General features: G+C 33.1%; 16 protein-coding genes and 1 pseudogene. 3 read left to right on the forward strand and 14 right to left on the reverse strand.

Annotated features, from left to right (window positions below; all coding sequences use genetic code 11):
• Positions 1 to 76 precede the first annotated feature (76 nt).
• Positions 77 to 2,468, reverse strand: a pseudogene (locus BOW55_RS13150) (penicillin acylase family protein).
• 118 nt (positions 2,469 to 2,586) lie between these two features.
• Here BOW55_RS13150 and BOW55_RS13155 point away from each other — a divergent pair.
• Positions 2,587 to 4,143, forward strand: coding sequence for a hypothetical protein (locus tag BOW55_RS13155; RefSeq protein ID WP_129024487.1), 1,557 nt, complete (start codon positions 2,587 to 2,589; stop codon positions 4,141 to 4,143).
• Positions 4,144 to 4,387: 244 nt separating this feature from the next.
• The gene (locus BOW55_RS13160; RefSeq protein ID WP_129024488.1) at positions 4,388 to 6,199 is read left to right on the forward strand and encodes a hypothetical protein; all 1,812 of its coding nucleotides are present in this window, start codon (positions 4,388 to 4,390) and stop codon (positions 6,197 to 6,199) included.
• Between the two features lie 58 nt (positions 6,200 to 6,257).
• On the opposite strand, the gene BOW55_RS13165 is transcribed toward BOW55_RS13160, so the two are convergent.
• The 11 genes from BOW55_RS13165 to BOW55_RS13210 form a co-directional block, all read right to left on the reverse strand.
• Complete coding sequence (locus BOW55_RS13165) at positions 6,258 to 6,701, reverse strand: YMGG-like glycine zipper-containing protein (protein WP_129024489.1); 444 nt, start codon at positions 6,699 to 6,701, stop codon at positions 6,258 to 6,260.
• 415 nt (positions 6,702 to 7,116) lie between these two features.
• Positions 7,117 to 8,394, reverse strand: coding sequence for a kynureninase (gene kynU / locus BOW55_RS13170; RefSeq protein WP_129024490.1), 1,278 nt, complete (start codon positions 8,392 to 8,394; stop codon positions 7,117 to 7,119).
• Between the two features lie 283 nt (positions 8,395 to 8,677).
• Positions 8,678 to 9,727, reverse strand: coding sequence for a tRNA preQ1(34) S-adenosylmethionine ribosyltransferase-isomerase QueA (gene queA / locus BOW55_RS13175; RefSeq protein ID WP_089054258.1), 1,050 nt, complete (start codon positions 9,725 to 9,727; stop codon positions 8,678 to 8,680).
• A gap of 408 nt (positions 9,728 to 10,135) precedes the next feature.
• Positions 10,136 to 11,365, reverse strand: coding sequence for a 3-phosphoshikimate 1-carboxyvinyltransferase (locus BOW55_RS13180; protein ID WP_129024491.1), 1,230 nt, complete (start codon positions 11,363 to 11,365; stop codon positions 10,136 to 10,138).
• A gap of 98 nt (positions 11,366 to 11,463) precedes the next feature.
• Positions 11,464 to 11,790 carry a nucleotide pyrophosphohydrolase gene (locus BOW55_RS13185; protein WP_012022600.1) on the reverse strand — a complete coding sequence of 109 codons (327 nt, stop codon included), beginning with the start codon at positions 11,788 to 11,790 and terminating at the stop codon, positions 11,464 to 11,466.
• A gap of 43 nt (positions 11,791 to 11,833) precedes the next feature.
• Positions 11,834 to 13,855 carry a DUF3857 domain-containing protein gene (locus tag BOW55_RS13190; RefSeq protein WP_129024492.1) on the reverse strand — a complete coding sequence of 674 codons (2,022 nt, stop codon included), beginning with the start codon at positions 13,853 to 13,855 and terminating at the stop codon, positions 11,834 to 11,836.
• 21 nt (positions 13,856 to 13,876) lie between these two features.
• Positions 13,877 to 15,106 carry a DUF3858 domain-containing protein gene (locus BOW55_RS21375; protein WP_241686558.1) on the reverse strand — a complete coding sequence of 410 codons (1,230 nt, stop codon included), beginning with the start codon at positions 15,104 to 15,106 and terminating at the stop codon, positions 13,877 to 13,879.
• 92 nt (positions 15,107 to 15,198) lie between these two features.
• Positions 15,199 to 15,783, reverse strand: a complete 585-nt coding sequence (locus tag BOW55_RS21380; RefSeq protein ID WP_241686559.1) for a DUF3857 domain-containing protein — start codon at positions 15,781 to 15,783, stop codon at positions 15,199 to 15,201.
• A gap of 64 nt (positions 15,784 to 15,847) precedes the next feature.
• Positions 15,848 to 16,300 (reverse strand): D-aminoacyl-tRNA deacylase, encoded by a 453-nt coding sequence (gene dtd, locus BOW55_RS13200; RefSeq protein ID WP_129024493.1) that lies wholly within the window; start codon positions 16,298 to 16,300, stop codon positions 15,848 to 15,850.
• Between the two features lie 190 nt (positions 16,301 to 16,490).
• Entirely contained in the window at positions 16,491 to 17,468 is a 978-nt protein-coding gene (gene rsgA / locus BOW55_RS13205) for a ribosome small subunit-dependent GTPase A (RefSeq protein ID WP_129024494.1), read from the reverse strand.
• 137 nt (positions 17,469 to 17,605) lie between these two features.
• Complete coding sequence (locus BOW55_RS13210; RefSeq protein WP_129024495.1) at positions 17,606 to 21,007, reverse strand: VIT domain-containing protein; 3,402 nt, start codon at positions 21,005 to 21,007, stop codon at positions 17,606 to 17,608.
• A 231-nt stretch (positions 21,008 to 21,238) separates the two neighbouring features.
• On the opposite strand from BOW55_RS13210, the gene BOW55_RS13215 reads away from it, so the two are divergent.
• Positions 21,239 to 22,288, forward strand: coding sequence for an exo-alpha-sialidase (locus tag BOW55_RS13215; protein WP_129024496.1), 1,050 nt, complete (start codon positions 21,239 to 21,241; stop codon positions 22,286 to 22,288).
• Between the two features lie 202 nt (positions 22,289 to 22,490).
• Here the strand turns inward: BOW55_RS13215 and BOW55_RS13220 are convergent, their stop codons facing one another.
• A complete protein-coding gene (locus BOW55_RS13220; RefSeq protein WP_129024497.1) occupies positions 22,491 to 23,573 on the reverse strand; it encodes a bifunctional 3-deoxy-7-phosphoheptulonate synthase/chorismate mutase type II in 1,083 nt (360 codons plus the stop codon).
• Between the two features lie 13 nt (positions 23,574 to 23,586).
• Entirely contained in the window at positions 23,587 to 24,447 is an 861-nt protein-coding gene (locus tag BOW55_RS13225; protein ID WP_129024498.1) for a prephenate dehydrogenase, read from the reverse strand.

Consider the following 24,447-nt stretch of genomic DNA (forward strand, 5'->3'; position numbering starts at 1 on the left):
TTTTATGGGAAGATTTTTTAGGTTCAAAGAGGCATAGAGGTAAAGGAACAAAGTCTTTAGAGCTTATAACCTGAAACTATTTTTCTTTTGGTTTCAAGACTAATTTTGTTGACGTTTTTATGATTTCGTCTTTGTTCAGCTTCATTTTTCTAAACTTTCCTTCATTGTACATTTCTGCCTGATCGCTGTAATGTTTACTAAATGGATTTCCAGATTGCCCTGTTGGCAAAATACTCCAGCTATTTTCAATATCCGAAAAATCAACAATTCGTCTGGTTGATGGACCGCCTTTTACATAATATTTCCCTTCATTGTTTAAACCAAAAAATAAATTATTAATTACTTCATTTGATCCTGGAGATCCAAAAGGCCCCACATTAAATAAACCTCGAAGTGCAGCAATTTTGCCAAGCGGATGTTCGTGTTCAACCGTATGCACTTTCTCCCATTTCCAATCGGCAACAGTATTTCCTAATTGTTTTTGAAGCGCGGCAACAGTCTCATGAAATGATTTGGCAACAATATCCTTTCTGGTTTCTTTTACATCTTTAGTTTTGACATTATCCCACCAAACTGAATTTTCATTTTTAATTTGATTGGCAATAACTTGTTTTCCTATCGAAATTCCTAAAAACAAATTAAAATTGTCCTCTCCCATTTCATCCTCAAAAGTATTCTTCAAATACAAATACACCCATTTATTATAAATCGTTGGTGCAACATCTTCAAGATTTGTTGTTCCATTCCACGACTTTAAAACATTTACAGCTTCTTTTTCTTCTGCTGAAATAGTATTAAGATCAATATTTGAAATCAGATTTTTAACCGTTTCAACCGCAACATCAGAAGTGTTGTCGTAAATCATTTTACTGATTGTTTCTTTATCCCAATCTGATTTTGCATCCATTAACCCAGAAATTCTTTTAGCACGATCTTCGGGAAGATAATATCCTGGATACAAATAACCATCAATTGCTTCGGGCTGGTTATTGGCCGAATAAACATATCCCCATTTTGGATTTTCGGCAGATGGATTCTTTGAAAAATCTAAATATTCTACAATATCCTCTTTTCCTGTTGAGCCGTCTAAAATTAAATGTGTATTCACACCTTTATTATGCTTATACAATTTTCCTGTTGCCCACCAAGCCACATTTCCTTTAGCATCGCCGTACATCACATTTAATCCCGGCGCAGCAACCAATTGAGTCGCTTTTCTAAACTCTTCTTTATTTTTTGCGTGCGAAAGTCCATAAACAGCATCAAGAATCTGAATAGGCTGATGCGTATACGTCCACAACATTGCAATTGGATTTTTCTTATCCAAATGATCCAGTAAATCATTCATAATTGGTCCATGTCGGCTTGATTTAATCGTTAGAACAACATCCGACGTATCTTTTACTTTTATAGTCTTTTTTCTAACTTCATAAGTTGCAAAACCAGTTGGCGTTTGATATTGATTTAAATCTCCCGTTTTGTTTTTTTCTTGATAAAAATCGATGTCATCATTTTCAAACATAGTTAAACCATACGCATAATCACGATTGTGTGCCAATAACGGAAACGGAGTTCCTGCCAAATAACAACCATACAATTCATGCTCAGGCGTAACTATATGCGCTTCGTACCAAGTTGCAGGCTGCGAAAACCCAATATGCGGATCATTAGCAAAAATTACTTTTCCGCTCTTCGTTTTATTTGGACCAGCAACCCAGCTGTTACTTCCTATAAATGGCGGAATTGGCGATTTGTCTAATAAAGCTGTTATCGATTTTGAAATCGCTGTATATTCTTCAATATTCTCTTTTGAACTTTTAATCTGTGTAGTATTAAATTCGCCTTCAATTCCTAAATCCTTCAAATAAGCGGCACCGTATCTATTGCGAATATCTGTTAATAATGGATCTGTTTTTTGAGCCATTGCAAAACTAAAAGACATATATCCAAAAATATTATAGACATCATTTATAGTGAATTTTTGCTTTTTAACACCAACAAGAGTAAATTCAATTGGTGTCGTTCCCTCATCCAAATATTGATTAATTCCATCTAAATAAGCCTGCGTTAATTTATAACTCACACTATTCTTGTCTAATTTTGAAATGGCTTTCGCCGAAGCTTCTTCAATACCAATTCCAGAGAAAAAGGTATCATTTTTTAAGCGCAACAGATCCAAAAATTTCTGATAATCTGCCCGGAGCAATTCTGCGAAGTAATTCCATCTGCCATAATCTTTCCTGTGCATGAACATATCCAAGAGCAGTCATAGCATCTTTTTCAGAATCAGCATAAATATGAGGAACGCCGTATTCATCAAAATAAACAGTCGTTTCTTTTTGAAGATTTTTCAATTGCAATTCCCCTTCATATTTGGGTTTTAAATGAAAAATATAGGCACATAAACCTATTCCAATTACAACAACAAGTACTAATAAAACCAGCAGAAATTTTTTAAATCTTCTCATATTTTGCAAAAAGTATAAATAAATAGGGTTTGTAAAATAATGTAACCAAAAAACCGAATAATGTAAAATACATTCTCTTTTAAAGTCTAAATTTATGTATTTAAAATCAATACTATAAATGTCTGTCTATAAAAAAATAGCTATTGGAGTAATTTCTCTTTTTATTCTTGTAATTCTGATCAACATTGGTCTGAATTACTGGATCAAAAAACAGCTTCCAATAATTATTCACGAAAAGAACAAAACGGCTTACAACATCAATTACGAAAAAATTGAAGTTTCTCTTTTTTCTCGAAATATCTATGCTCAAACATTATTAGTAAGTCCAAAAAACGAACCAAAAGACAGTAAAAATGGGCTTTTTTCTAAAATCGAATCAGTTACAATTAAACATTTTAATATTTGGGATTTGGCTTTTAGAGATATTATTCAGGCAAAAAGTATCATTATCAATAAACCTCGAGTTATTTTATACAAAAAAGGCGAAAAACTACTGAACAACAACAAAAGCATCAAAACCGAAATCATTGAACCTTTTCGAAAAATAATTGCTGTTTCAAATATCTATCTTAATGACGGAACGGTAGATGTTGTTTCTTTAGATACTGAAAAACCTATTTTCAGCATCAAAAAAATTATTCTAAAATTAGAAGGAATACTACTGACAGATGCTACTTTAAAACAAAAAATTCCACTGCAGTATAAAACCTATGCACTGGTTATTGACAGCTTATTTTATAGACCAAGCGCCTTTTATCATATCAATATTGGTAAAATAAGTACCGAGAAAAACTTTTTAAAAATCAACAACTTCTCTCACCTTCCGCAATTTAATCGACGAGAATTTATTAAACGATTAGATAAAGAAAAAGATATTTATACCTTAAAATTCGATTCGGCACAAGTGCAAAAAATGAATTGGGGTTTTAAAAACGATCGCTTTTTCTTTAAGGCAAATTCAATTGTAATCAATCATTTTGATGCCAATATCTATCGCGGAAAAATGCCAAAAGATGATCTGAGCAAGAAATATCTCTACAATCATTTATTGCGAAATATTAAATTCCCCCTTCAAATTGATACTTTACAGATTCTGAAATCAAAATTGGTTTACGAAGAAGAAATAGATTTTGCCAAAGGTCCTGGAGTTTTAAATTTCGACAAATTCAATTTACAGGCAGTCAATTTAAAAAGTGGTTTTGGATTGAAAAAAACCGATGATGTCAAAATTAAAGTGAAATGCATTTTCATGAAAAACTCTCCGCTGGATGTTGATTGGAGTTTTAATGTTTTAGATAAAAAAGATAGTTTTCATATTCAAGGTGTTATTTCAAACTTTAATGTTGGCGCCATGGGGCAATTCAGCAAACCTTATATGAACGCTTCCTTTACAGGAAATTTTAATAAATATCGCTTTGATTTCTATGGAAATGACAATATCTCAAAAGGAAATGCATCTCTAGATTATAATGACTTAAAAGTGAAATTATACAAAAAGGAAAAACCTGAAAAAGAAGCCAGACTCAAATCTGCCATTGTCAATTTATTGGTTAAAAACGACTCAAAAGATAAAGCAAAAACCGCTGATGTTGAAATTGAACGAATTCAGGAAAAATCATTTTATAATTTTCTATGGCGAAGTATTGCAGAGTCTTTGAAGAAGATTTTGATTTAATGCATTTATTTTTAACATAACCAACGGTTTCAACCGTTGGAACACAATGCATGTACGCAATCCTTTCCTCAAAATTTATCCGCCGCGAATTACACAAATTTTCACGAATTAATTATGAAACTTGGTTGAAAAAGAATTGGTGCAAATTCATGTAATTCGCGGCAAACAATCTACAAACCTGATAATTATCAGGTTTTTAAAAATTATTTTTTTTTCATTTGCTTTTATTTTAACCTGAAAACAAATGACAAAAACACCATTGCATACTTTCCATATTCCGGTAATGGGACTTGCCTATACGATAGACAGCCCAATAAGAGTGGCTCAATACGGGATTTCGTCTGTGGTTTCAATCGCTGATGACGATCTAATTGAAAAGATGCGTAATTTCTACAGCACTAAATTCAACATTCCATACGAAGAAATAAGTCAGAAATTTCACGATTATCGCGCTGAAAGAATTACTTCTTACTTAAATTTAGTTGACAAAATTGTAAAAGAAAAATTTGAAACTTTTAAAACTGAATTAGCAGAAAGCAAAACGGCTCTTGAAAATTTCATGTCGATGCTGCCTAATACTTCTGATATCAAAAAAGGTTTCCAGAATTTATTGGATGACGGTATTTCTTTTAAAGAAAACATTCAAAGTTATATTGAATCACATCTTTTTCCAGGAGAAATTGATGTTAACATTATGACAAAACTGGACAAAGATAATTTTATTAAAAACGAACAGCTTCCAATTGAATTTAATGACGCTCACGCTGCTTTAAGAGGTTTCGCAAATAGTAATTTAGAATCGTCTGTTGTACTTTCTGCGGGAATGAATCCGAGATTGTACAGCTACTTTGAAAACTTCAAAGATTTTTTCCCAAATGAAAAGAACGAACTGAAAAAGAAAATCATTCTAAAAGTGAGTGATTTTAGATCGGCTATGATTCAAGGTAATTTCCTTGCTAAAAAAGGTCTTTGGGTTTCTGAATATCGAATTGAATCTGGATTAAACTGCGGCGGTCACGCTTTTGCAACTGATGGACTGCTATTAGGGACGATTTTAGAAGAATTCAAGCAGAAAAAAGAACAATTGGTACAATCTGCTCACGACTTAATGATTAAAGCTCTACAGCTAAAAAATCAAGTTTTTCCAGAAAATCCTTTAGAACTAAAAATTACAGTTCAAGGCGGTGTTGGAACTGCTGAGGAGCATGAATTTTTATTAGACCAATATAAGGTTGATTCTGTGGGATGGGGAACTCCGTTTTTATTAGTTCCAGAAGCCACTTCTGTCGATCAGGAAACCCGAAATTTATTAATGAAAGCCAAAGAAGATGATTTGTATTTAAGTCATATTTCGCCTTTGGGAGTTCCGTTTAATACTTTGCGAGGCACTTCAAACGAAATCTTAAAACAAAAACGTATTCACGAAAATAAGGCAGGAAGTTCGTGCCCGAAGAAATTCTTAGCCTTAAGCAAAGAATATGATCCTCACGGAATTTGTACGGCTTCAAAAAAATATCAGGATATAAAACTAGCAGAACTAGAAAGCGCAAAAGATACTTTATCTGCTGATGCATTTGAAAAAAGTAAAATCAAAATCACAGAAAAATCATGTTTATGTGTTGGTCTAGCAAATGCTTCTTATCTGGAAAATGACATTAAAATAAAAGGTCAAGCACAAGGCGTTGTAATTTGTCCGGGACCAAATATGGCTTATTTTGATCATGAAGTTTCATTAAAAGAAATGTTACAGCATATTTATCAAGGCAAAACAATTTTAAGAACAAATGACCGCCCTAATTTATTTGTGAAAGAATTGAAAATGTATGTTGATTATTTTAGAAATGAAATTGAAACAATTTCTGGTGAAGTAAGCACAAATCAGCTTAAAAAATGGAATTCTTTTAAAACAAATATTTTAGATGGAATTGAATATTATCAAAATCTATTTTCATCTACTTTTTACTTTAAGGCTGAAGAAGAAGAAATCAAAAAACAATTCGATTTTTATAAATCTGAATTAAACGCAATTTCAATACCAACTTTGCAATTAGCTTAAAACAAAACCCCGATCAAGATTTCTTAATCGGGGTTATTTATTTAAACAGAAAAGGCAGTTACTCCTTTTTCTTTTTGCTGTCAATAATAGCACCTGTTCCGGCCCCAACTCCTGCGCCCGCTAATCCGCCTATAATTGCACCTTGTCCTTTTTTCTTACTGACAATTGCTCCAGTGGCTGCTCCAACTCCTGCTCCAATTACTGCTCCTTTAGCTGCAGAGCTCCAACCTTTCTTTTTAGCCGGTGCTGCTGCTGTTGTCGTTGCAGCAGTTCCATTTGCTTGTTGATGCACAACAACAACTTTTTCTTTTTCAGATTCAATTTTTTGTTCTTCTTTAATCTTAGCCATTTCAGTCTTCATTGAATCGATAACTCGCTGCTTGTTAATCTCAACTTTCATTGAATCAATACTGGCTTGTTTGGCTTTATTTATATCTTCTTTAGTTTGATTCTGACAAGAAGTTAAAAGTATTACCGCTAATAATATATATAAGCCTTTCATGATTGTAGTTTTTAATAATTATACACTACAAAATAAAGAATATCTGCTATAATGCTTATTACAGAATTTTTTGGAAAGTTTATATGATTTGAAGATTATGGGTTTTTCTATCAGATTATTTTGGATCTGAGTTGATGTTTTAATCTTGCGAAGACATGAAGTTATTTTACCACAGATTAAAAAGATTTCTAAAAATGGGGCTAAATTTCTCCCGCAGATTTTGCAGATTGAGCGGATTATTCTTTTATAAACTTTTGAAAAAAAGTATTTAATCTGCGGGAAACTAAAAATGTATCTTTTTTGTCATTTCGAGGAACGAGAAATCGCACCAGAAATTCGACAAAGATTAGTGACCTACTTTGCGGAGCAACTAGTGCGATTTCTCGTTCCTCGAAATGATAAACGATAACGAATATTACTTTCCTAAAATTCCTTTTTTCAAAATTTGTCCAAAGTCATACATATCCTCATAAGAGCAATACAAAGGAACTGGCGCCAGGCGAATTACGTTTGGTTCACGCCAATCTGTAATAACTCCATTTTTCATTAAATAATCGAATAGGCTTCTTCCTTCTCCATGCAGAAAAACAGATAACTGCGAAGCTCTTTCTTCTGGATTTACAGGTGTAATAATTTCAAAAGTACTTTCAACTTCCTTATCAATTTCGTGCAGAATAAATTCTAAATAAGATGTTATATGATCACGTTTTGCAATTAGAGCATCCATTCCAACCTCAGCAAACATTTCTACAGAAGCCAAATAAGGTGCTAAAGACAGAACTGGAAGATTACTAATCTGCCATCCTCCTGCTCCTTGAACAGGATCAAAGTTTGGCTCCATTTTAAAACGTCGTTCTTTATTGTGTCCCCACCAACCCGCAAATCGTGGTAAATCTGGATCACTGTGATGTCTTTCGTGAACAAAAAGTCCAGAAGCATTTCCAGGTCCTGAATTCATATATTTATAACTGCACCAAGCAGCAAAATCTACATTCCAATCGTGAAGTTCTAATTTGATATTTCCAGCAGCGTGCGCCAAATCCCAACCAACTTTTGCTCCGGCTTTTTGTCCAGCAGCAGTTATGGTTTTAATATCGAAAACTTGTCCCGTATAATAATTTACGCCTCCAATTAAAACCAAAGCCAATTCGTCGCCAACTTTTTCAATTTTTGCTAAAACATCTTCAAGACGAATATTATGCTCTCCTTCGCGGCGCTTGATTTCTACAATGGCATCTTCTGGTTTATATCCATGAAAATGAACTTGACTCTGAAACATATATTGATCTGATGGAAATGCTTTTTCTTCGCAGATAATTTTATAACGCTTTCCTTTTGGCTGATAAAAAGAAACCATCAATAAATGAAGATTTACGGTTAAAGTATTCATAACGGTAACTTCTGACGGAAGTGCTCCCACAATTTTACTCAATGGTTCAGCAAATCTTTCCTGATAATCCCACCAAGGTTTCTCTGCATAAAAATGACCTTCAACAGCTAATTCTGCCCAGTCATTCATTACCTCATCTATATAAGCTTTTGTTCGTTTTGGCTGTAATCCTAAAGAATTTCCTGTGAAATAAATTACTCGTTTATCATTTACTTTTGGAAAAATAAATTGGTCTTGATAGTGATTCAATGAATCTTGAGCATCTAATTGTTTCGCGAATTCGCGTGTATTTTGAAAAGTCATTGTGTTTTTGTTTTGGATGCTAAAATAACAAAAATTGTTTATTTTGTTTCAAGTTTAAGGTTTCAAGTTGATATGCTCCGTGGTATTTAACCGCAAAGTTCGCGAGGTTTTTTATTCCGTTTGTGTTTGCCAAATGCATAAGAACGCAAAGCTTTGCGAACTTTGCGGTTAAATCGCATAACGAACATCAAACTTGAAACCTGAAACTTGAAACCATTAAAAACAGAAAACCCGACAGATTCTAAAAAAACTGTCGGGTTCTTATTTTGAAAATAAATTCTAATTAAAGAATTAACATTGCATCTCCGTAAGAATAGAATTTGTACCCTTCTTTGATTGCTTCGTCGTAAGCTTTTTTCATTAAGTCATGACCACAGAAAGCAGAAATCATCATTAACAATGTTGATTTTGGTGTGTGGAAATTAGTAATCATACAGTTTGCAATACTAAAATCATGAGGAGGGAAAATAAATTTATTTGTCCATCCTTCATAAGGATTTAAAGTATTTGCAGAAGAAACAGAACTTTCGATTGCACGCATAGAAGTTGTTCCTACAGCACAAATACGTTTTTTCTTTGCTTTTGCTTCATTTACGATGTCGCAAGCTTCTTGTCTGATGATTAATTCTTCTGAATCCATTTTGTGTTTAGATAAATCTTCAACCTCAACTGGATTAAAAGTTCCTAAACCTACGTGAAGTGTAACCTCAGCGAAGTTTACTCCTTTGATTTCTAATTTTTTCAAAAGGTGTTTTGAGAAGTGTAAACCAGCAGTTGGTGCCGCTACAGCTCCTTCTTCTTTTGCATAAATTGTTTGGTATCTTTCGGCATCTTCGGCAGTAACCTCTCTGCTGATATATTTAGGAATTGGAGTTTCTCCAAGTTCTGTCAATTTGTTTCTAAACTCTTCGTAAGAACCATCATATAAAAAACGTAATGTTCTACCACGAGAAGTTGTATTATCAATTACTTCGGCAACTAATGAATCGTCATCGCCAAAATAAAGTTTATTACCGATACGGATTTTTCTAGCTGGATCAACTAAAACATCCCATAAACGCTGCTCAGAATTTAATTCTCTTAATAAGAAAACCTCAATTCTTGCACCTGTTTTTTCTTTGTTTCCGTACAAACGCGCAGGAAAAACTTTTGTATTGTTAAGAATTAAAACGTCTCCGTCATCAAAGTAATTGATAACATCTTTAAACATTTTGTGCTCTATTGTTTGTTTTTGACGGTCAATTACCATTAAACGAGATTCATCTCTATTTTCTGCCGGAAATTCAGCCAAAAGTTCTTTCGGTAAATTGAAATTGAAGTGTGATAATTTCATATTTGAAGTTAGATTTTAAAATATCAATCTTAGACTTTTTTATCTAAAATTTTAAATCGCTTGCAAATATACGATTGTGAGATAGGCGTTGTCAAGTGTTTTGACGTTTATTTTCAAAAGTCCTTGATTTAGTGGAGTTTTCAGAACCATTAAAAATGTTTTTACCTACAAAAAACATCTCCAACATATTATTGTCATTTCGACGAAGGAGAAATCTCCGTTGCAGAATCGACAAAGATTGACTTTTCTTCACGGAGCTTCTTGCTAAGATTTCTCCTTCGTCGAAATGACAAACTATGCGATTATAGCCAAACTCAAGCATAAAAAAACCTCTGGCTGCAACCAGAGGTTATATAATTTAAGCTATTTTATTTAAATGAACTTATATTTCTTACATGGTTCAAAAAACTACAATTCTGAAACTTGAAAGTTTAAAGTTTTTAAATCATTCCAAAAATCTGGATATGATTTTGAAACCACTTCGGCGTCGTCTATAATAATTGGCACTTTTATAGCAAGCGGCGCAAATGCCATTGCCATACGGTGATCATTGTAAGTAGCAATATGAACATCATGATTAATATCGCCTGAACGCTCTAAAGTCAAACTGTCATTAGTTACAGAAATATTGGCTCCTAACTTTGTAAGCTCGATTCTTAAAGCTTCAAGTCTATCTGTTTCTTTAATTTTTAAAGTATGAAGACCAGTTAAATGACATCCGATTCCTAAACCTAAACAAGTTACTACGATTGTTTGGGCAATATCTGGTGTATTATTCAATTCAAAATTCACATCTTCATATGTAAAACCTACCTGTTTTTCCAACGTCATTTGATTATTTTGGAAGGTAGTTTTTACACCCATTTTTTCATAAAGAGATACTAATTCTGAATCTCCTTGCAAGCTGTTTTCTTTATAACTGCTTAAAGTTATTTTTGCAGCATCGGCCAAAGCCACAAGGCTGAAGAAATACGACGCAGAACTCCAATCAGATTCTACAACCATTTCTTTTGATTCAACAGATTCTTTAGGATAAACTTTTATTACATTTCCTTCAAAACTAGTTTGTATATCTAAATCTTTTAACAAAGCCAAAGTCATTTTGATATACGGAATCGAAGTAATTTCACCTTCTAAAGTCAATTCTAAACCATTCTCTAATTTTGCTGCTACTAACAATAACGCCGAAATATATTGGCTGCTAACATTTGCTGCTAAAGTAACTTTTGAAGCGGTTACTTTTTTTCCTTTGATTCGAATTGGCGGATAACCAACTTCTTTTTCATATGAAATTTCAACTCCTAATTGTGCCAAAGCTTCAACTAAAATTTTAATCGGACGCTCTTGCATTCTGCTTGAACCTGTCATTACCACTTCTCTACCTTCGTTAACTGCAAAATATGCTGTTAAGAAACGCATTGCCGTTCCAGCGTGATGAATGTCAACAATTTCGTCATTTCCAGCTAGAGCTTTCTGCATTACTTCGCTGTCATCAGAGTTTGAAGTATTGGCTAATGTGATATTTGGGAATAAAGCTTTTAGTAATAATAAGCGATTTGTTTCGCTTTTAGAACCCGTGATATTTAGTTGCGAATCATCAATCGTAAATTGTGAATTCGTGCTTAATTTTAAATTCATGATTTTAGTTATGTGTTGCGAATTGTGAGTGACATAATTCGAGTGCGCAATTTACCACTCCTCGCCCGTAAATCAAAATCTGAGTTAAAATTTCACAATTATTTCAATTTATCGTTGTTTTTGTGACGATCTTTATCTCTAACCGATTTTAAGTCCATTTTTTTATCAAAAGCGGCTTGTAAATCGATTCCTGTTTGATTCGCCAAACATAAAACAACAAAAACAACATCGGCTAATTCTTCGCCTAAATCTTTATTTTTATCACTTTCTTTTTCTGATTGTTCTCCATAACGACGAGCAATAATTCTAGCCACTTCGCCTACTTCTTCGGTAAGCTGGGCCATATTGGTTAATTCGTTAAAATAACGTACTCCGTGTTCTTTTATCCAAGTATCAACATCTAGTTGTGCATTTTTCAAATCCATGATTGTATTTTTAAGCAAAAATAATCCTAATCTTTCAATACAACTAAATTCTTTTTAAAACTATTTTCTCTGTTTCTTTAGCAATCATTCCTTTATAATATTCTTTCAGCATATCGTATTGATCCGTTGAAACAATTGCTTCATTTATCTGATGCTGAATATTTAATTGCAATGTACTGCCATCTGAAGCAATATTAAATTTAAAGCTTCCTAAATTATCCTCCATATTAATAATGGCAGGTTTTGGAAGAGTCTCAACTGCAAAACCTTCCGGAATCCTAATAATAATATTATATTTATCTAAAAACGGATACCCAAAATCTACCGGATATTCTCTTACTTCTTGTTTAAATGGATTTTTTTCGTTTGTAAAAAACAACATTGGGCTAACGTATATTTTACCCCCTATAACTTCGCATAAATTATTCCCTGCAAACGAATATGATTCTGTAATTGGCATCAAGAGATCTTTTTCGTTTGTTTTTGAGTAATCAGAAACTTCTATTTTATTATTCTCATTCTCTAGTTTTTCTAAATATTCCTCTTCTTTTAAACTAAAAATATTTTCTCTAGTAATCATCGCATTATAATCTGTAAATTGTCTTCTGGTTTTTCCTGTAACTTTACCTTCTGGATCAATACTATAATTTATAAAAACAATATCATTTGAAGCCTTTTTAGGCATTAAATCTACCTCTTCAGAACTTCCGTCTTTTCTAATTAGTCTTCCTAACCAGTTTAGAGTTCTAAGAGGTAAAACATTTGGGGTTGAAAATTTATCAGATGCATCTAACAGAACATTTCCGCTTGGAGTTTCGACCGCCGCAATTACATAATCAAAAGCATTTCTATTAGGAAAAAATGAAATCCCATTAGAACGTGTGCTCACCAATACTGGATTTGCAGTTAAACCAGCATAACGCAGCATTGCGGTTAATATCAAGTTGATATCGGCAATATTTCCTGTTTTTTCTTTGTATGCTTTTCTTACTCCATTATCACAGGTATAACCCGTATAATTATTCCATTTTACATTCGATTTCACATGATTTAAAATGGCTATTATTTTTTCATCTGCATTTTTTTTATCCCCCAAAAGTGTTTTTAAATCCTCCTCAAAATAACCAGTTTTATTTAATTCAGGACCAAAATCATCATAGTTATAAATCGTTGTTACAACTGAATTCCAATCTGTAGAATATGTTTTCATTGGTGAATTTGGAAAGTTAGTCATAGATAATTCATGTTGAATACTAGAAACATAGTTATCAATATTATTCACATAAGCTTCCTCTTTTATAGCTGGAAAATCAACCGCTAAATAGGTCGTTTGAATTTCTGAATAATCTAATTTGGATGTTGAAAATGATGTACTTGCAACACCAGTACCTCCACTCAAGCTTCTCTCCTTATTTCTAAAAACAATTGATTTTGAATTTTTAATAGACGTAATTTTAGGAAAAACATATCCCTTTTGCCTAGAATTAAAAACATAATATTGTGGAATATAAGTTATAAACTCAGAATAATTAATTGGAATAGTAGCTTGAAAATCCCATTCTCGAATCGTATTATCTCTAGGACTTCTAATAGTATATCTAAACTCAACAACTGACCCTTCTTTAACATTAGGCATTGTTATCTTTTTTCTCCCTCTGAATTTATCTACAACTTCATCAAAAATCCCTTCACTTTTCAGTTTTACTTTTTCGACCTTGCCATCTATCAAATTATAGGTATAGGCATCTGTAAAAGAAACCTTCTCTGGCAAATTACTAGTATTATAGTACCAAACCCCTTTATTCGCCCAATTATATCCTTCCTTTTTATAAATTTTAATTCTGGTCTCAACATCAGTTAAATTTATAAAACCATCATTTTCATCATATTCAATTCTCGTTTTTCCTCTTGTATACAATACAGCTGCCGCTGCCGATGAGTCTTTAGGATGAACTTTTTGTTCCAGTTCTGCAATTGAAACTTTTCCTAATTTAAATTCCTGCGCGTTTATTTTTGAAACAAACAACAACAGAATCGATAAACATAATGGTTTACTAAATTTCATTTTGGTTATGGTTTATTTGGGTTAGTTTTTGGTTAATATAATTTTAGCGTTATCGTTTCGCGAAACTTGCTCCATAAATAGTCTATACTCATCATATTCTTTACTAGAGTACTTTCCGTTGTTTAGGAGCATAGATCTTTTATAGATTAGCTTGTTATTATCTTTTTTAATTATCTCTGTTTTATATTCTCCGAATTTTCCTTTAAGCTCATAGTTTTGAGGAAGAAATTCGATACTAAAACCTGCAGGAAGATTTATTTCAATTTCATCTGTATCTAAATAGCCGCGTTGAATTTGAAATGGATTTTTACGATTTCTAATTCTGTTTACATTTCCTGTATATTGGTTAAAGGCATCTAAAACAAAAATTATTTTGTTCCCTGAAATCTGACCATAATTTGACGCACTTATTTGAACATCTTCTATAAAACGAATATTCTCTTTATCATTAGTAAAAGTTATTTTACCCAATTTCAAATTGTTGATATTATCCCAATACTCTTTGTAGTGTTTTTCTTTTTCATTTGGCTGTAAGGTTTCGACTCTGGATTTCGCATCATATTGACTTCCTTGCGAATCTATTTTTAAAACCCCTGAGAAATCACCATTTTCATTAACAGTATACGTCCCTTTTCCTATTTGAGTATTTCCTTTATCATGATAAATTTTAGTTCTAACAATTTCTCCGCCTTCAGGTTTAACTACCAAAACATCTCTATCATCTGTGAAAGTACCTTGGTAACCAAACGGTGCATCTTGACTTGTACATTCCAGCCAAGTATAAGTATCTCCATTTGGAATTGCTAATATCATATGATTTCCCTGCATCGAAACAAAATCAGATTGGATATTTGCCTTATCAGCATCACCATATAAAATTGTATTATAAGACGACACATCAACTGCCTGCAAAAGTGCTTTGGTATAATTTGACAAAGCCTTGCAGTCGCCATAACCTAAACGATCAACGTCGCTGGCAAGCATTGGTTTCCAACCACCAATTCCAACCGCAATATTTACATATCTTGATTTCTTCTGTACGTAATCGTAAATAATTTTTGCTTTCTTGATTGGGTCTTTTTCATCACCAACAAGCACTTTCATTTTCGTTTTGGTTTCTTCTGGCAAAATGGTTGTTCCTGTTAAAACCTTCTCTCCGTACCATTTCCCAAATGCTTCCCAAGTTGTTGCTGTACCATCAACGCCTTCTAAATGAAATTTTTCAAGACCCATCATGACTCTTGGAAACAAAACTTCTGAAGATGGACTTAAATCTTCTAATTTCTGTGCTAATATATTCTGTGCTATGTAACCGAGTTTTGTAGTTGACTCTTCTGATTTTTTTATATTATATCCAGAAAACTGAAATTCCTTTTTTTGAATCCCAAATCACTTGGGTAAGAAACATTCAGCACACATTTTTCGACGCTTACATTGTAACCGCCTAAGAAATACCATCGTGGTATAAAAGCCGTATTTGAAGTTTCTGTTTCACAGCTGTACGCAATTGTAAATGGATATGAAATTGGAGTGTAACTTAAATAAACAACACGGCTGTCCGAGAAAAGCGTACTCCCACTTACAGCGCTCTGATCTTTAAAATCTTTTCGTTTGATTTTTTTAATTTCGTTTCCCGCCGCATCATAGACAATTGCCTCGATATTGCTTATTGAAGTGGTTTTATCGTAATGCTGATAAGCGTCAATATGCCTAAGTCCTTTTTCATTTAAAACCGTTACAACTCTTTGTGTTTTAATATTCATGCTTCGTTGCGAAGCAATCGTAATATCCATTTGATCTAATCGAACAACTGCATTCGCATTTTGTTTTAGACTATCTGGAATTAAGGCAACATTGTAATTAGCCTTTTGTGCAAATGAAATAAGGGTAAATAAGAAAAAAACTAACGATAATCTAGGGCTTCTCATTGGTAAGTAATTTCTTCAAATATATATTTTTTTTAGAAATTCTTAACACTTGTCTAATGATTTTTTAATCTCTGTTTTTACTGTCTATTAAAATAGTTACAGGACCATCATTTATCAGGCTTACTTTCATATCAGCACCAAAAATTCCAGTTTGAACTCTTTTATTGAACTCTTTTTCTAAAGATTTTACAAAGTTCTCATACATAGGAATCGCAAACTCAGGTTTTGCAGCTTTTATGTAAGATGGTCGGTTTCCTTTTTTTGTAGAGGCGTGAAGTGTAAATTGACTAACGACAATTATATCGCCGTCGATGTCTTGAACCGAGCAGTTCATAACATCATTTTCGTCTCCAAAAATTCTCATTTTAATTATTTTTCCAGCAAGCCAGTCAATATCTTCCTGAATATCGGCATCTTCAATTCCAACTAAAATCAATAACCCTTTTTTAATATCTGCTGTTTTTTGACCATCAACTGTGACAGATGCCTCAGAAACTCTTTGAAGTACAATTTTCATTTTTATTTTGATCTTATTGCAGCGTAGTTTATTGGCCACAGATTACACGGATTAAACAGATTTTAAATTCTGGCGTTAGATGCACTGCAGCGCATCTCTACAAATTGGATTGGAATTTTACAAAATTTGATCTCGGAATTTGAAAATTTTGTTTCTCTTCGAACTATAATTAACAATTCACAATTAATAATTATTTACGTGTTTCATCACTCGCTGCACGATCATCACCATAAATATCAGTTCGGTAATGTTCTTCATCACCTTCTAATATCTTAAGATAACTGTTGTAACGCGACCAAGCAATTTCGTCTTTTTCTAAAGCTGCTTTTATAGCGCAATGCGGTTCTTCTTTATGCAAACAGTTATTGAATTTACATTGATCTTTAAGCTTAAAAAATTCTGGGAAATAACCGCTGATTTCTGTTGGCTCCATATCAACAATTCCGAAACCTTTAATTCCTGGAGTATCAATAATTCGGGCATCAAAAGACAAATCATACATTTCAGCAAAAGTTGTTGTATGCTGTCCCTGTTTACTTTGTTCTGAAATTACGGTAGTTTTTAAATGAAGGCTTGGTTCCATCGCATTCACCAAAGTTGATTTTCCAACTCCAGAATGTCCTGAGAACATACTTACTTTACCTATCATCATTTCTTTCAATTTATCAACTCCTTTATTTTCTGTTGAAGAAATTCTTAGACATTTATATCCTATTTCGGTGTAAATATGTTGTAAATAAAGCTGATCGTCTAATGTCTGTTCATTGAGCGTATCAATTTTATTAAAAATTAGAACAGCTTCAATTCCGTATGCTTCGGCAGTAACCAAAAAACGATCGATAAAACTTGTAGTTGTTGGCGGATTATCAATTGTAACCAACAAAAACACCTGATCGATATTCGAAGCTATAATATGAATCTGCTTTGACAAGTTAACCGATTTACGAACGATGTAGTTTTTTCTTTCGTGAATATTATGAATTGTTCCCGTTAAAGCATCCGAAGTTTCTTCTAATTCATAATCGACAATATCGCCTACAGCAATAGGATTGGTACTTTTAATTCCTTTCATCCTAAACTTCCCTTTCATACGGCATTCGATAAAATCGCCTTTTTCAGATTTTACGGTATACCAACTTCCTGTAGACTTATAAACGGTTCCTGTCATTCAAATTTTAGATTTCTGATTTTAGATTTCTGATTACTCTTTAATCTAAAAAATTAAAAGGCAAAATTACGTTTTTAGAATGGAACAACGTAATTTCGCCTTTTATTTTTGAAAGACATCCTCTTAATTGGTAGACTTTACCAAATAATTTCGGCTAAAATATCATTCTCTTTAATTTTTCCTAACTGAATTGTTTTCAAAGTTCTGGACGTTTTTCCTGCTTTTGTTGTATAAATTTCAACCATAATTGTTGCAGGACCATTTTCTGTCAATGTCGTTTCTCCAAAGAAATTAGTTTTAATTTGATATTTTCCTTTTACAGCATTTCTGATTATATATTGTTCTGGACCATAACCTTCTGTAAAATCTTTAGAGAACCTTCCTCCAATTTGTGTAGAAGTGTGACTGTAATAACATTCTTCATTTGTTGGTTCAATTACATGCAAATCCAAATCAACATCCATTTGATTCCAATTCATAATGATTCTGATATCAACAGGCATTTTTGCAAGGTACTTTTTATCAAGCTTAGCCGTTTTTATACCAGAATGTGCTGTTATCATACGATTAATATCCATTAAAATAATATCTTCTACACCTTCATACTGACCACTCATTTCTCCATAATAATTTACTTCAAGGGCTTTAATTAATTCATCAAAAGCTTCTTGATATTTTCCCTCATCTTCTAGTGTTAAAGCATAATCTCTAAAACTCTGTGGTTCATGCTCTCTCCATTTTACGACTTGTTTTGCGGTAAAAACGGCATCATTATAATCTTTCCATTGACGCAAAGTATAAGTCAACGTTTTATAAAGCTGATGACTCTCTAAACCTAAATCAGCAATATTACTGATGATCAGCAGCGCTTTTTTAAGATCGCCCTGATTGTAGAAAAAATGAGCTACATCAAAATAAAAACTCGGATTTCTTTCTTGTGCTTTTCTTAAATCCAAATACAAATCATATTGTTTTTCTTTTGGAGCCGAGGTCAACGCTTTTAAATACAATCTGTCTGGATTCCAACTTTTTGTTTGCACAACTCCGCTATTTGAAGATTGCTTTTTCGTTGTTATAATAATAACTCCATTTGCCCCTTTGCTGCCATAAGCAGAAATTCTCGACGCATCTTTCAAAACATCAACTGTATCAATATCATCTGACTTTAAATCAGTCAATTCACCCTCATAAAACTGACCATCAACTATAATTAAAGGCCTTTTTGAATCTCCAGCTAAATAACCTCTACTGAAATTTAAATCTTGTGAAAGGTCTTTATTTTTTGAAGCATTTTCTGGAAGATAACCCACTAAATCTGATTTTTTTTGAGTACCGTATCCCACTACAACTGTTTCTTGTAATTTAGTAGAATTTGAATCTTCCTTAATTACTTCACTTCCAACTTTCTTATCTTTTAATTCCACAATTACTGGTATATCTTCAGTAACCTCTTGTGCTTTTGCAACTACTGGTGCAACAAATTTTACCTGATCAACTTTTGGCGGAGTAGATGTATTATACACAGCATTATCTTCCACAATAACAGTTGAAACTGATCCTGCTCCAACAGGTTCGTCTATTGTTACAGCAGCATCAGGATCTCCTTTTATAGTCTCAGTTCCAATTATAGTCTCAGTTCCAATTCTTAAATCCCCATTTCTGCTTTCAGCACTTGACGGCGGCGGTGGCCCTGGAACTTGTCTTTTGTGTTTATACTTAGATGCTATTTTTTGTCCATTATACTTAAGATTCTTTTTCCACCAAACATCTAATCCCTTAAAATAACTTTCTATATTATCCCAATTACTTTTTTGCTGAGCCAGAGTAGTATCATGTTCCTGTTTTTTAATTCTGTCAAATTCAGCACGTAATTCTGCTGGCGGAATAATATCGTACATAATATAATCTCTCACATTTTCCAGAACAATCAATGACGTATTTTTGGTTACAATGCCGAATTTCTTTCCAAGAAACTCTATTTCATCTGCGTTTTTAGCGTATTGCAATTCAAGGTTGGCAATTTTTTTCTGCGCCCAAAGTTTTTCAATATTTACATCAATAGAACTTTGAACAGATGCATCAAGCGTAATTTTCTTTTCTAAAACAGCTTCATTATTATAGCCGAATAATAAAGTGATTTCGTTTTTTGGATTTAAAGAAATTCCTGAAAAACTAAAATTTCCCGAAACAGAAGTTCCTTCCATCGGAAATAAATCAGTCACAGTCAAATTCTCTTTTATGCCAAGAAACTTCAAACTTGAATTTGTCATTTTATCCAAAGCCGTTTCTGAATTTATCTGATTTAAATTGATGAAATTCCCTCCGGTTTTTGTTGAAGAAAAATTCAGAAAAGCAAAATCTGAAGAAACTGAAGAGGTAATCGCGTAAATAGGTTTTTTAGTTTTTGGCATAAGATTTTCGCTCAAAGAAGATAATCCGTCAGAGAAAAATAAAAATTCATCCTGATTTTCAAAACTAATCTGAGAATAACGCGTTCCTCCATCGTATTTTGTGTTTTCTAAAATGGTCTTTAATTCACTCCAATTTCCATTAGAAATCACAAATTCTTTTTGCTTTTCAAAAGTGTAATTTAAAAAGTACAAAGTCACTTTAGTGTTTTTTATCTTTTGGAAATAAGCATCCAGCAAATCCAATTCTTTCTTTAAATCTCGGTTTTTACAACTCAATGAATTATCCCAAATCAAACCAATTGAAACAGGAGTTTTTTTAGCGATTTTGTTTCCCTCTATAAAAGTATTTCCATAAAAATAATATTGACCGCCAGCATCCTGCATCACAACACTTGGGATATTTTGCTGAATTGGAATTTTTAAAACTATTTTTTCTTGTGGCTGATAATTTTCTTTTTTTAGCGAAGCCTGAAAAGCCTGATTCCATTTTGAAAAAGTAATTTCGTTTCCTGAATTCTCAGTAACAATTGGTGCCATTTCAGCTCCCAAAACCGAAACATTAATTTCGAACTGATCTAATTTCTTTGGAAATCGGCTTACCAATTGATACGCTAAATTATCTTTATCAAAAGCCGAAAGTTCTTCTTCATAACCAATAACAACAGTTCGTTCGCCATTTGGCAGCAACGGATAAATTCTTGTTTTAAAATTATTCCCATCGACTTTTTCTAATAATCCTGGATCAACACGACGATGTTCGATTGCCTCAAAAACTTGTTTTCCTTTATTTTTATTCACCGGAACAGCTTCTCGCAATTTCCCGTTTATATCAATCGCATACCTTGAAACCGAAACATTTTCTGGCAGCGGAAAAATAAGTTCTGCTTCCATTTGACGAGTTCCTGAATTAAAAAAATGCATTTCGGCAGTCGTATAAGCAATATTGCCCACCACTTTTACATTGACGAAAAGCTTATTCATTCTCACTTTTTCGGCTTCTTCACCTTTAACTGTAAGTTCAGGACTTTGCGCGAAAGTTTTTGTTCCAACAAAAACAAGAAAGAAAAGAAATACATTCAAATTCATTTGAAAAATGCCCGGAGCAGACAAAAACAATTTTAATTTCATGATATAAAAATTAAGGTTCATATTGTTATAGAGAACAAAAAATAACAAAAGGTTGGGAAGATAATTATTTTATTTTTTATCTGTTTAATATGAATTCAATATAGCAATAAGTTTATCTTTAGTGACCATGTAAATCATATCAAAAATCAAATTATTTAATTATATTGAACGAGTAAATGATGGATTTAAAAATCTGCATCATTTTTCTATTACATCTCAAAAAAGAATAAAATGATATCGAAAACAAAATGTGCTGTAACAGCTTTATTAGCCATCTTTCATGTTTCTAACGGAATGAAAGCACAGGCAAAAGCAATTAATATAGAAAGCAATTATATTGCAGATCCTCCCGTGACGACAAACAGCCACGCATCAACTTTAGTGGAATACAAGCCAAATGAAATTTTAGCAGCTTGGTTTGGAGGAAAATATGAAGGATCAAAAGATGTCGGAATTTATATTTCAGCTTATAAAGATAAAAAATGGTCGGCAACAAAAGAATTGATTCAGCCTTTAATAAAAGGTGCAGACACATTGCCTTGCTGGAATCCGGTTCTTTTTAAAGCTAAAAGCCAGAGTTTGTATTTGTTTTACAAAGTAGGAAAAAATCCAAGAGAATGGTTTGGCGCTATGATTGTTTCCAAAGATAACGGAACAACTTGGGGAGAACCTAAATACCTTCCAAACGGAATTTACGGACCAATTCGTAATAAACCTATTGAAACTATTCCAGGAATAATTTTATGTGGGAGCAGTACCGAAAGTGTTACTACTGACGAATGGAGAATCCATGTTGAAGAATATACAGAAGCAACTGATTCTTGGAAAAAAATAGCGGTAGAAAACAGTCAAAATTTTAATGTCATTCAGCCGACATTTTTAATTCATAGCGCTACAGATATTCAGATGTTATCCCGAAGCAAACACAATAAAATAGTTTCAAGCTGGTCTGGAGATAACGGGAAAAGCTGGATAAGAACCAATACAATCAATGTAATCAATTCCAATTCAGGAATAGATGCTTTAACCATAAATAAAAACCTTTTTTTATTGGTAAACAATCCATTACCGCAAGGAAAAGACTGGTTTAACGGAAGAAATATTTTGGACGTAGAATATTCAAAAGATGGTCTGAACTGGAAAAAATTATTTGATCTGGAAAAACAGGAACAAGGCGAATTCAGCTACCCGGCAATCATCCAGACTACTGATAAAAAAGTACATGTTTTATATACTTATGATAGAAAGTACATCAAACATACCGCATTCGATTTGAATTAATTGGTACAATATGAGAACTCTTAAATCGTATCATCTTAATGATCCGATTTTCTCGCAAATTTATTTTCCATTTAAAGAAGCACAAAAAAATCCCCAAAGCTCGAAAGCAATGGGGATTTAATATAAAAAAACAATCTATTTTTAAAATTGTGATATAAGAAAACTTAAATTAACTTATATCACTTATATGTTTTAAAGAAAATTATGCGTTGAAAATTTTCTCTTGGTGACCAATACTTTCTTGGTGAATTGCTTTGAACATTCTTAAAACGAACTCTTCAGTAAGACCTTTTTTCTCACCTTCCAAAATCATTTTTCCTAAGATTTCGTTCCAACGGTTGTTTTGAAGAATCGCAACGTTTGCATCTTTTTTCACCTGACCAATTTCGTCAGCCACTTTCATACGTTTTCCTAACAATTCTAATAAGTTAGCATCCAAAACATCGATGTTAGCTCTTAGTTTTTTCATTTTTTGGCTGTACTCATCTGTAGTATCATCTGTTTTTCTGATCGTCAAATCTTTAATGATTTGTTTCAAAACATCTGGAGTAACTTGCTGCGCAGCATCAGACCAAGCGTTGTCTGGATCGATGTGCGTTTCGATGATCATACCGTCATAATTCAAATCTAAAGCCTCTTGAGTTACTTCAAAAATCATTTTACGATCTCCTGTAATGTGAGATGGATCGATGATTAATGGTAAATCAGGGAATTTATTTTGCAATTCGATAGCAATTTGCCATTCTGGAATGTTTCTGTATTTTGTTTTTTCGTAAGTAGAGAAACCTCTGTGAATAACTCCTAATTTCTCGATTCCAGCCATGTGTAAACGCTCAACACCACCTAACCATAAAGCTAAATCTGGGTTTACAGGGTTTTTAACCAAAACGATTTTATCAGTTCCTTTCAAAGTATCAGCAATTTCCTGAACCGCGAAAGGGTTTGCTGTTGTACGAGCACCAACCCATAAAACGTCGATATCATGTTCTAAAGCTAGTTTACAGTGAGCTGCAGTTGCAACTTCAGTTCCCATTAACAAACCAGTTTCAGCTTTAGCTTTTTGCAACCATTTTAATCCAATTTCTCCAACACCTTCAAATCCTCCTGGACGTGTTCTTGGTTTCCAGATTCCTGCTCTGAAAACACTTACTTTTGAATCTTTCAATTCGTGAGCAATTTTCAATACTTGATCTTCAGTTTCTGCACTACATGGTCCAGCTATCACAAGTGGGTGATTTAAATTGAAATCTTCTAACCACTTTCTCATTTCTTTCTTATTTTCCATCTTAATTCTAATTTTACTTTTTAGTTGTTGTTAATCCGTTTAGTATTTCTTTTATTTTATTTGTGCTTTCCATTTCTTCAAAAATGGCTTTGTAATTCTCCTCTTTCAGCAAATCCCTAAACCGACTGAGATTTGAAATATATTCTTCTAATGTTTCCAGAACGTGTTCTTTATTCTGCTTAAAAATCGGCGTCCACATTGCTGGTGAGCTTTTTGCTAAACGAACGGTGCTTTCAAATCCACTTCCCGCCATATCAAAAATATCCTGTTCGTCTTTTTCTTTATTCATTACCGTTTTCCCCAACATAAACGAACTAATGTGCGACAAATGCGAAACGTAAGCAATATGTTTGTCGTGTGAAGTCGGGTCCATATATCGAATCCTCATTCCTATTTCGCTAAAAAGCTTTAACGCCTTTTCCTGCAATTTAAAAGTGGTTTTTTCCACTTCGCAAATAATGTTCGTCTTTCCTTTAAACAATCCTTTTATTGCCGCCGAAGGTCCTGAAAACTCTGTTCCTGCTATCGGATGTGTGGCAATAAAATTTCTTCTTTTCGGATGATTGGCAACCACTTCACAAATTGGTTTTTTAGTCGACCCAACTTCAAAAACAATTGTTTTATCTCCAACCGAATCCAAAACTTTAGGCAAAACAACCAACGCCACATCTACCGGAACCGAAACGATTACAAAATCGGCTTCAGCCAAATCTTCAAAACTTCCCGCTTCGTCGATAACTCCTAAATCAATGGCTTCCTGCAAATGCTTTTCGTTGCTGTCAATCCCAAAAATCGTCGAATCAGGATGTTGATCTTTGATGTCCAGCACCATCGAACCGCCTATTAATCCTATTCCTATTACGTATACTTTCAT

The sequence above is a fragment of the Flavobacterium sp. YO12 genome, from assembly GCF_004119495.1.
Lineage (GTDB): Bacteria > Bacteroidota > Bacteroidia > Flavobacteriales > Flavobacteriaceae > Flavobacterium.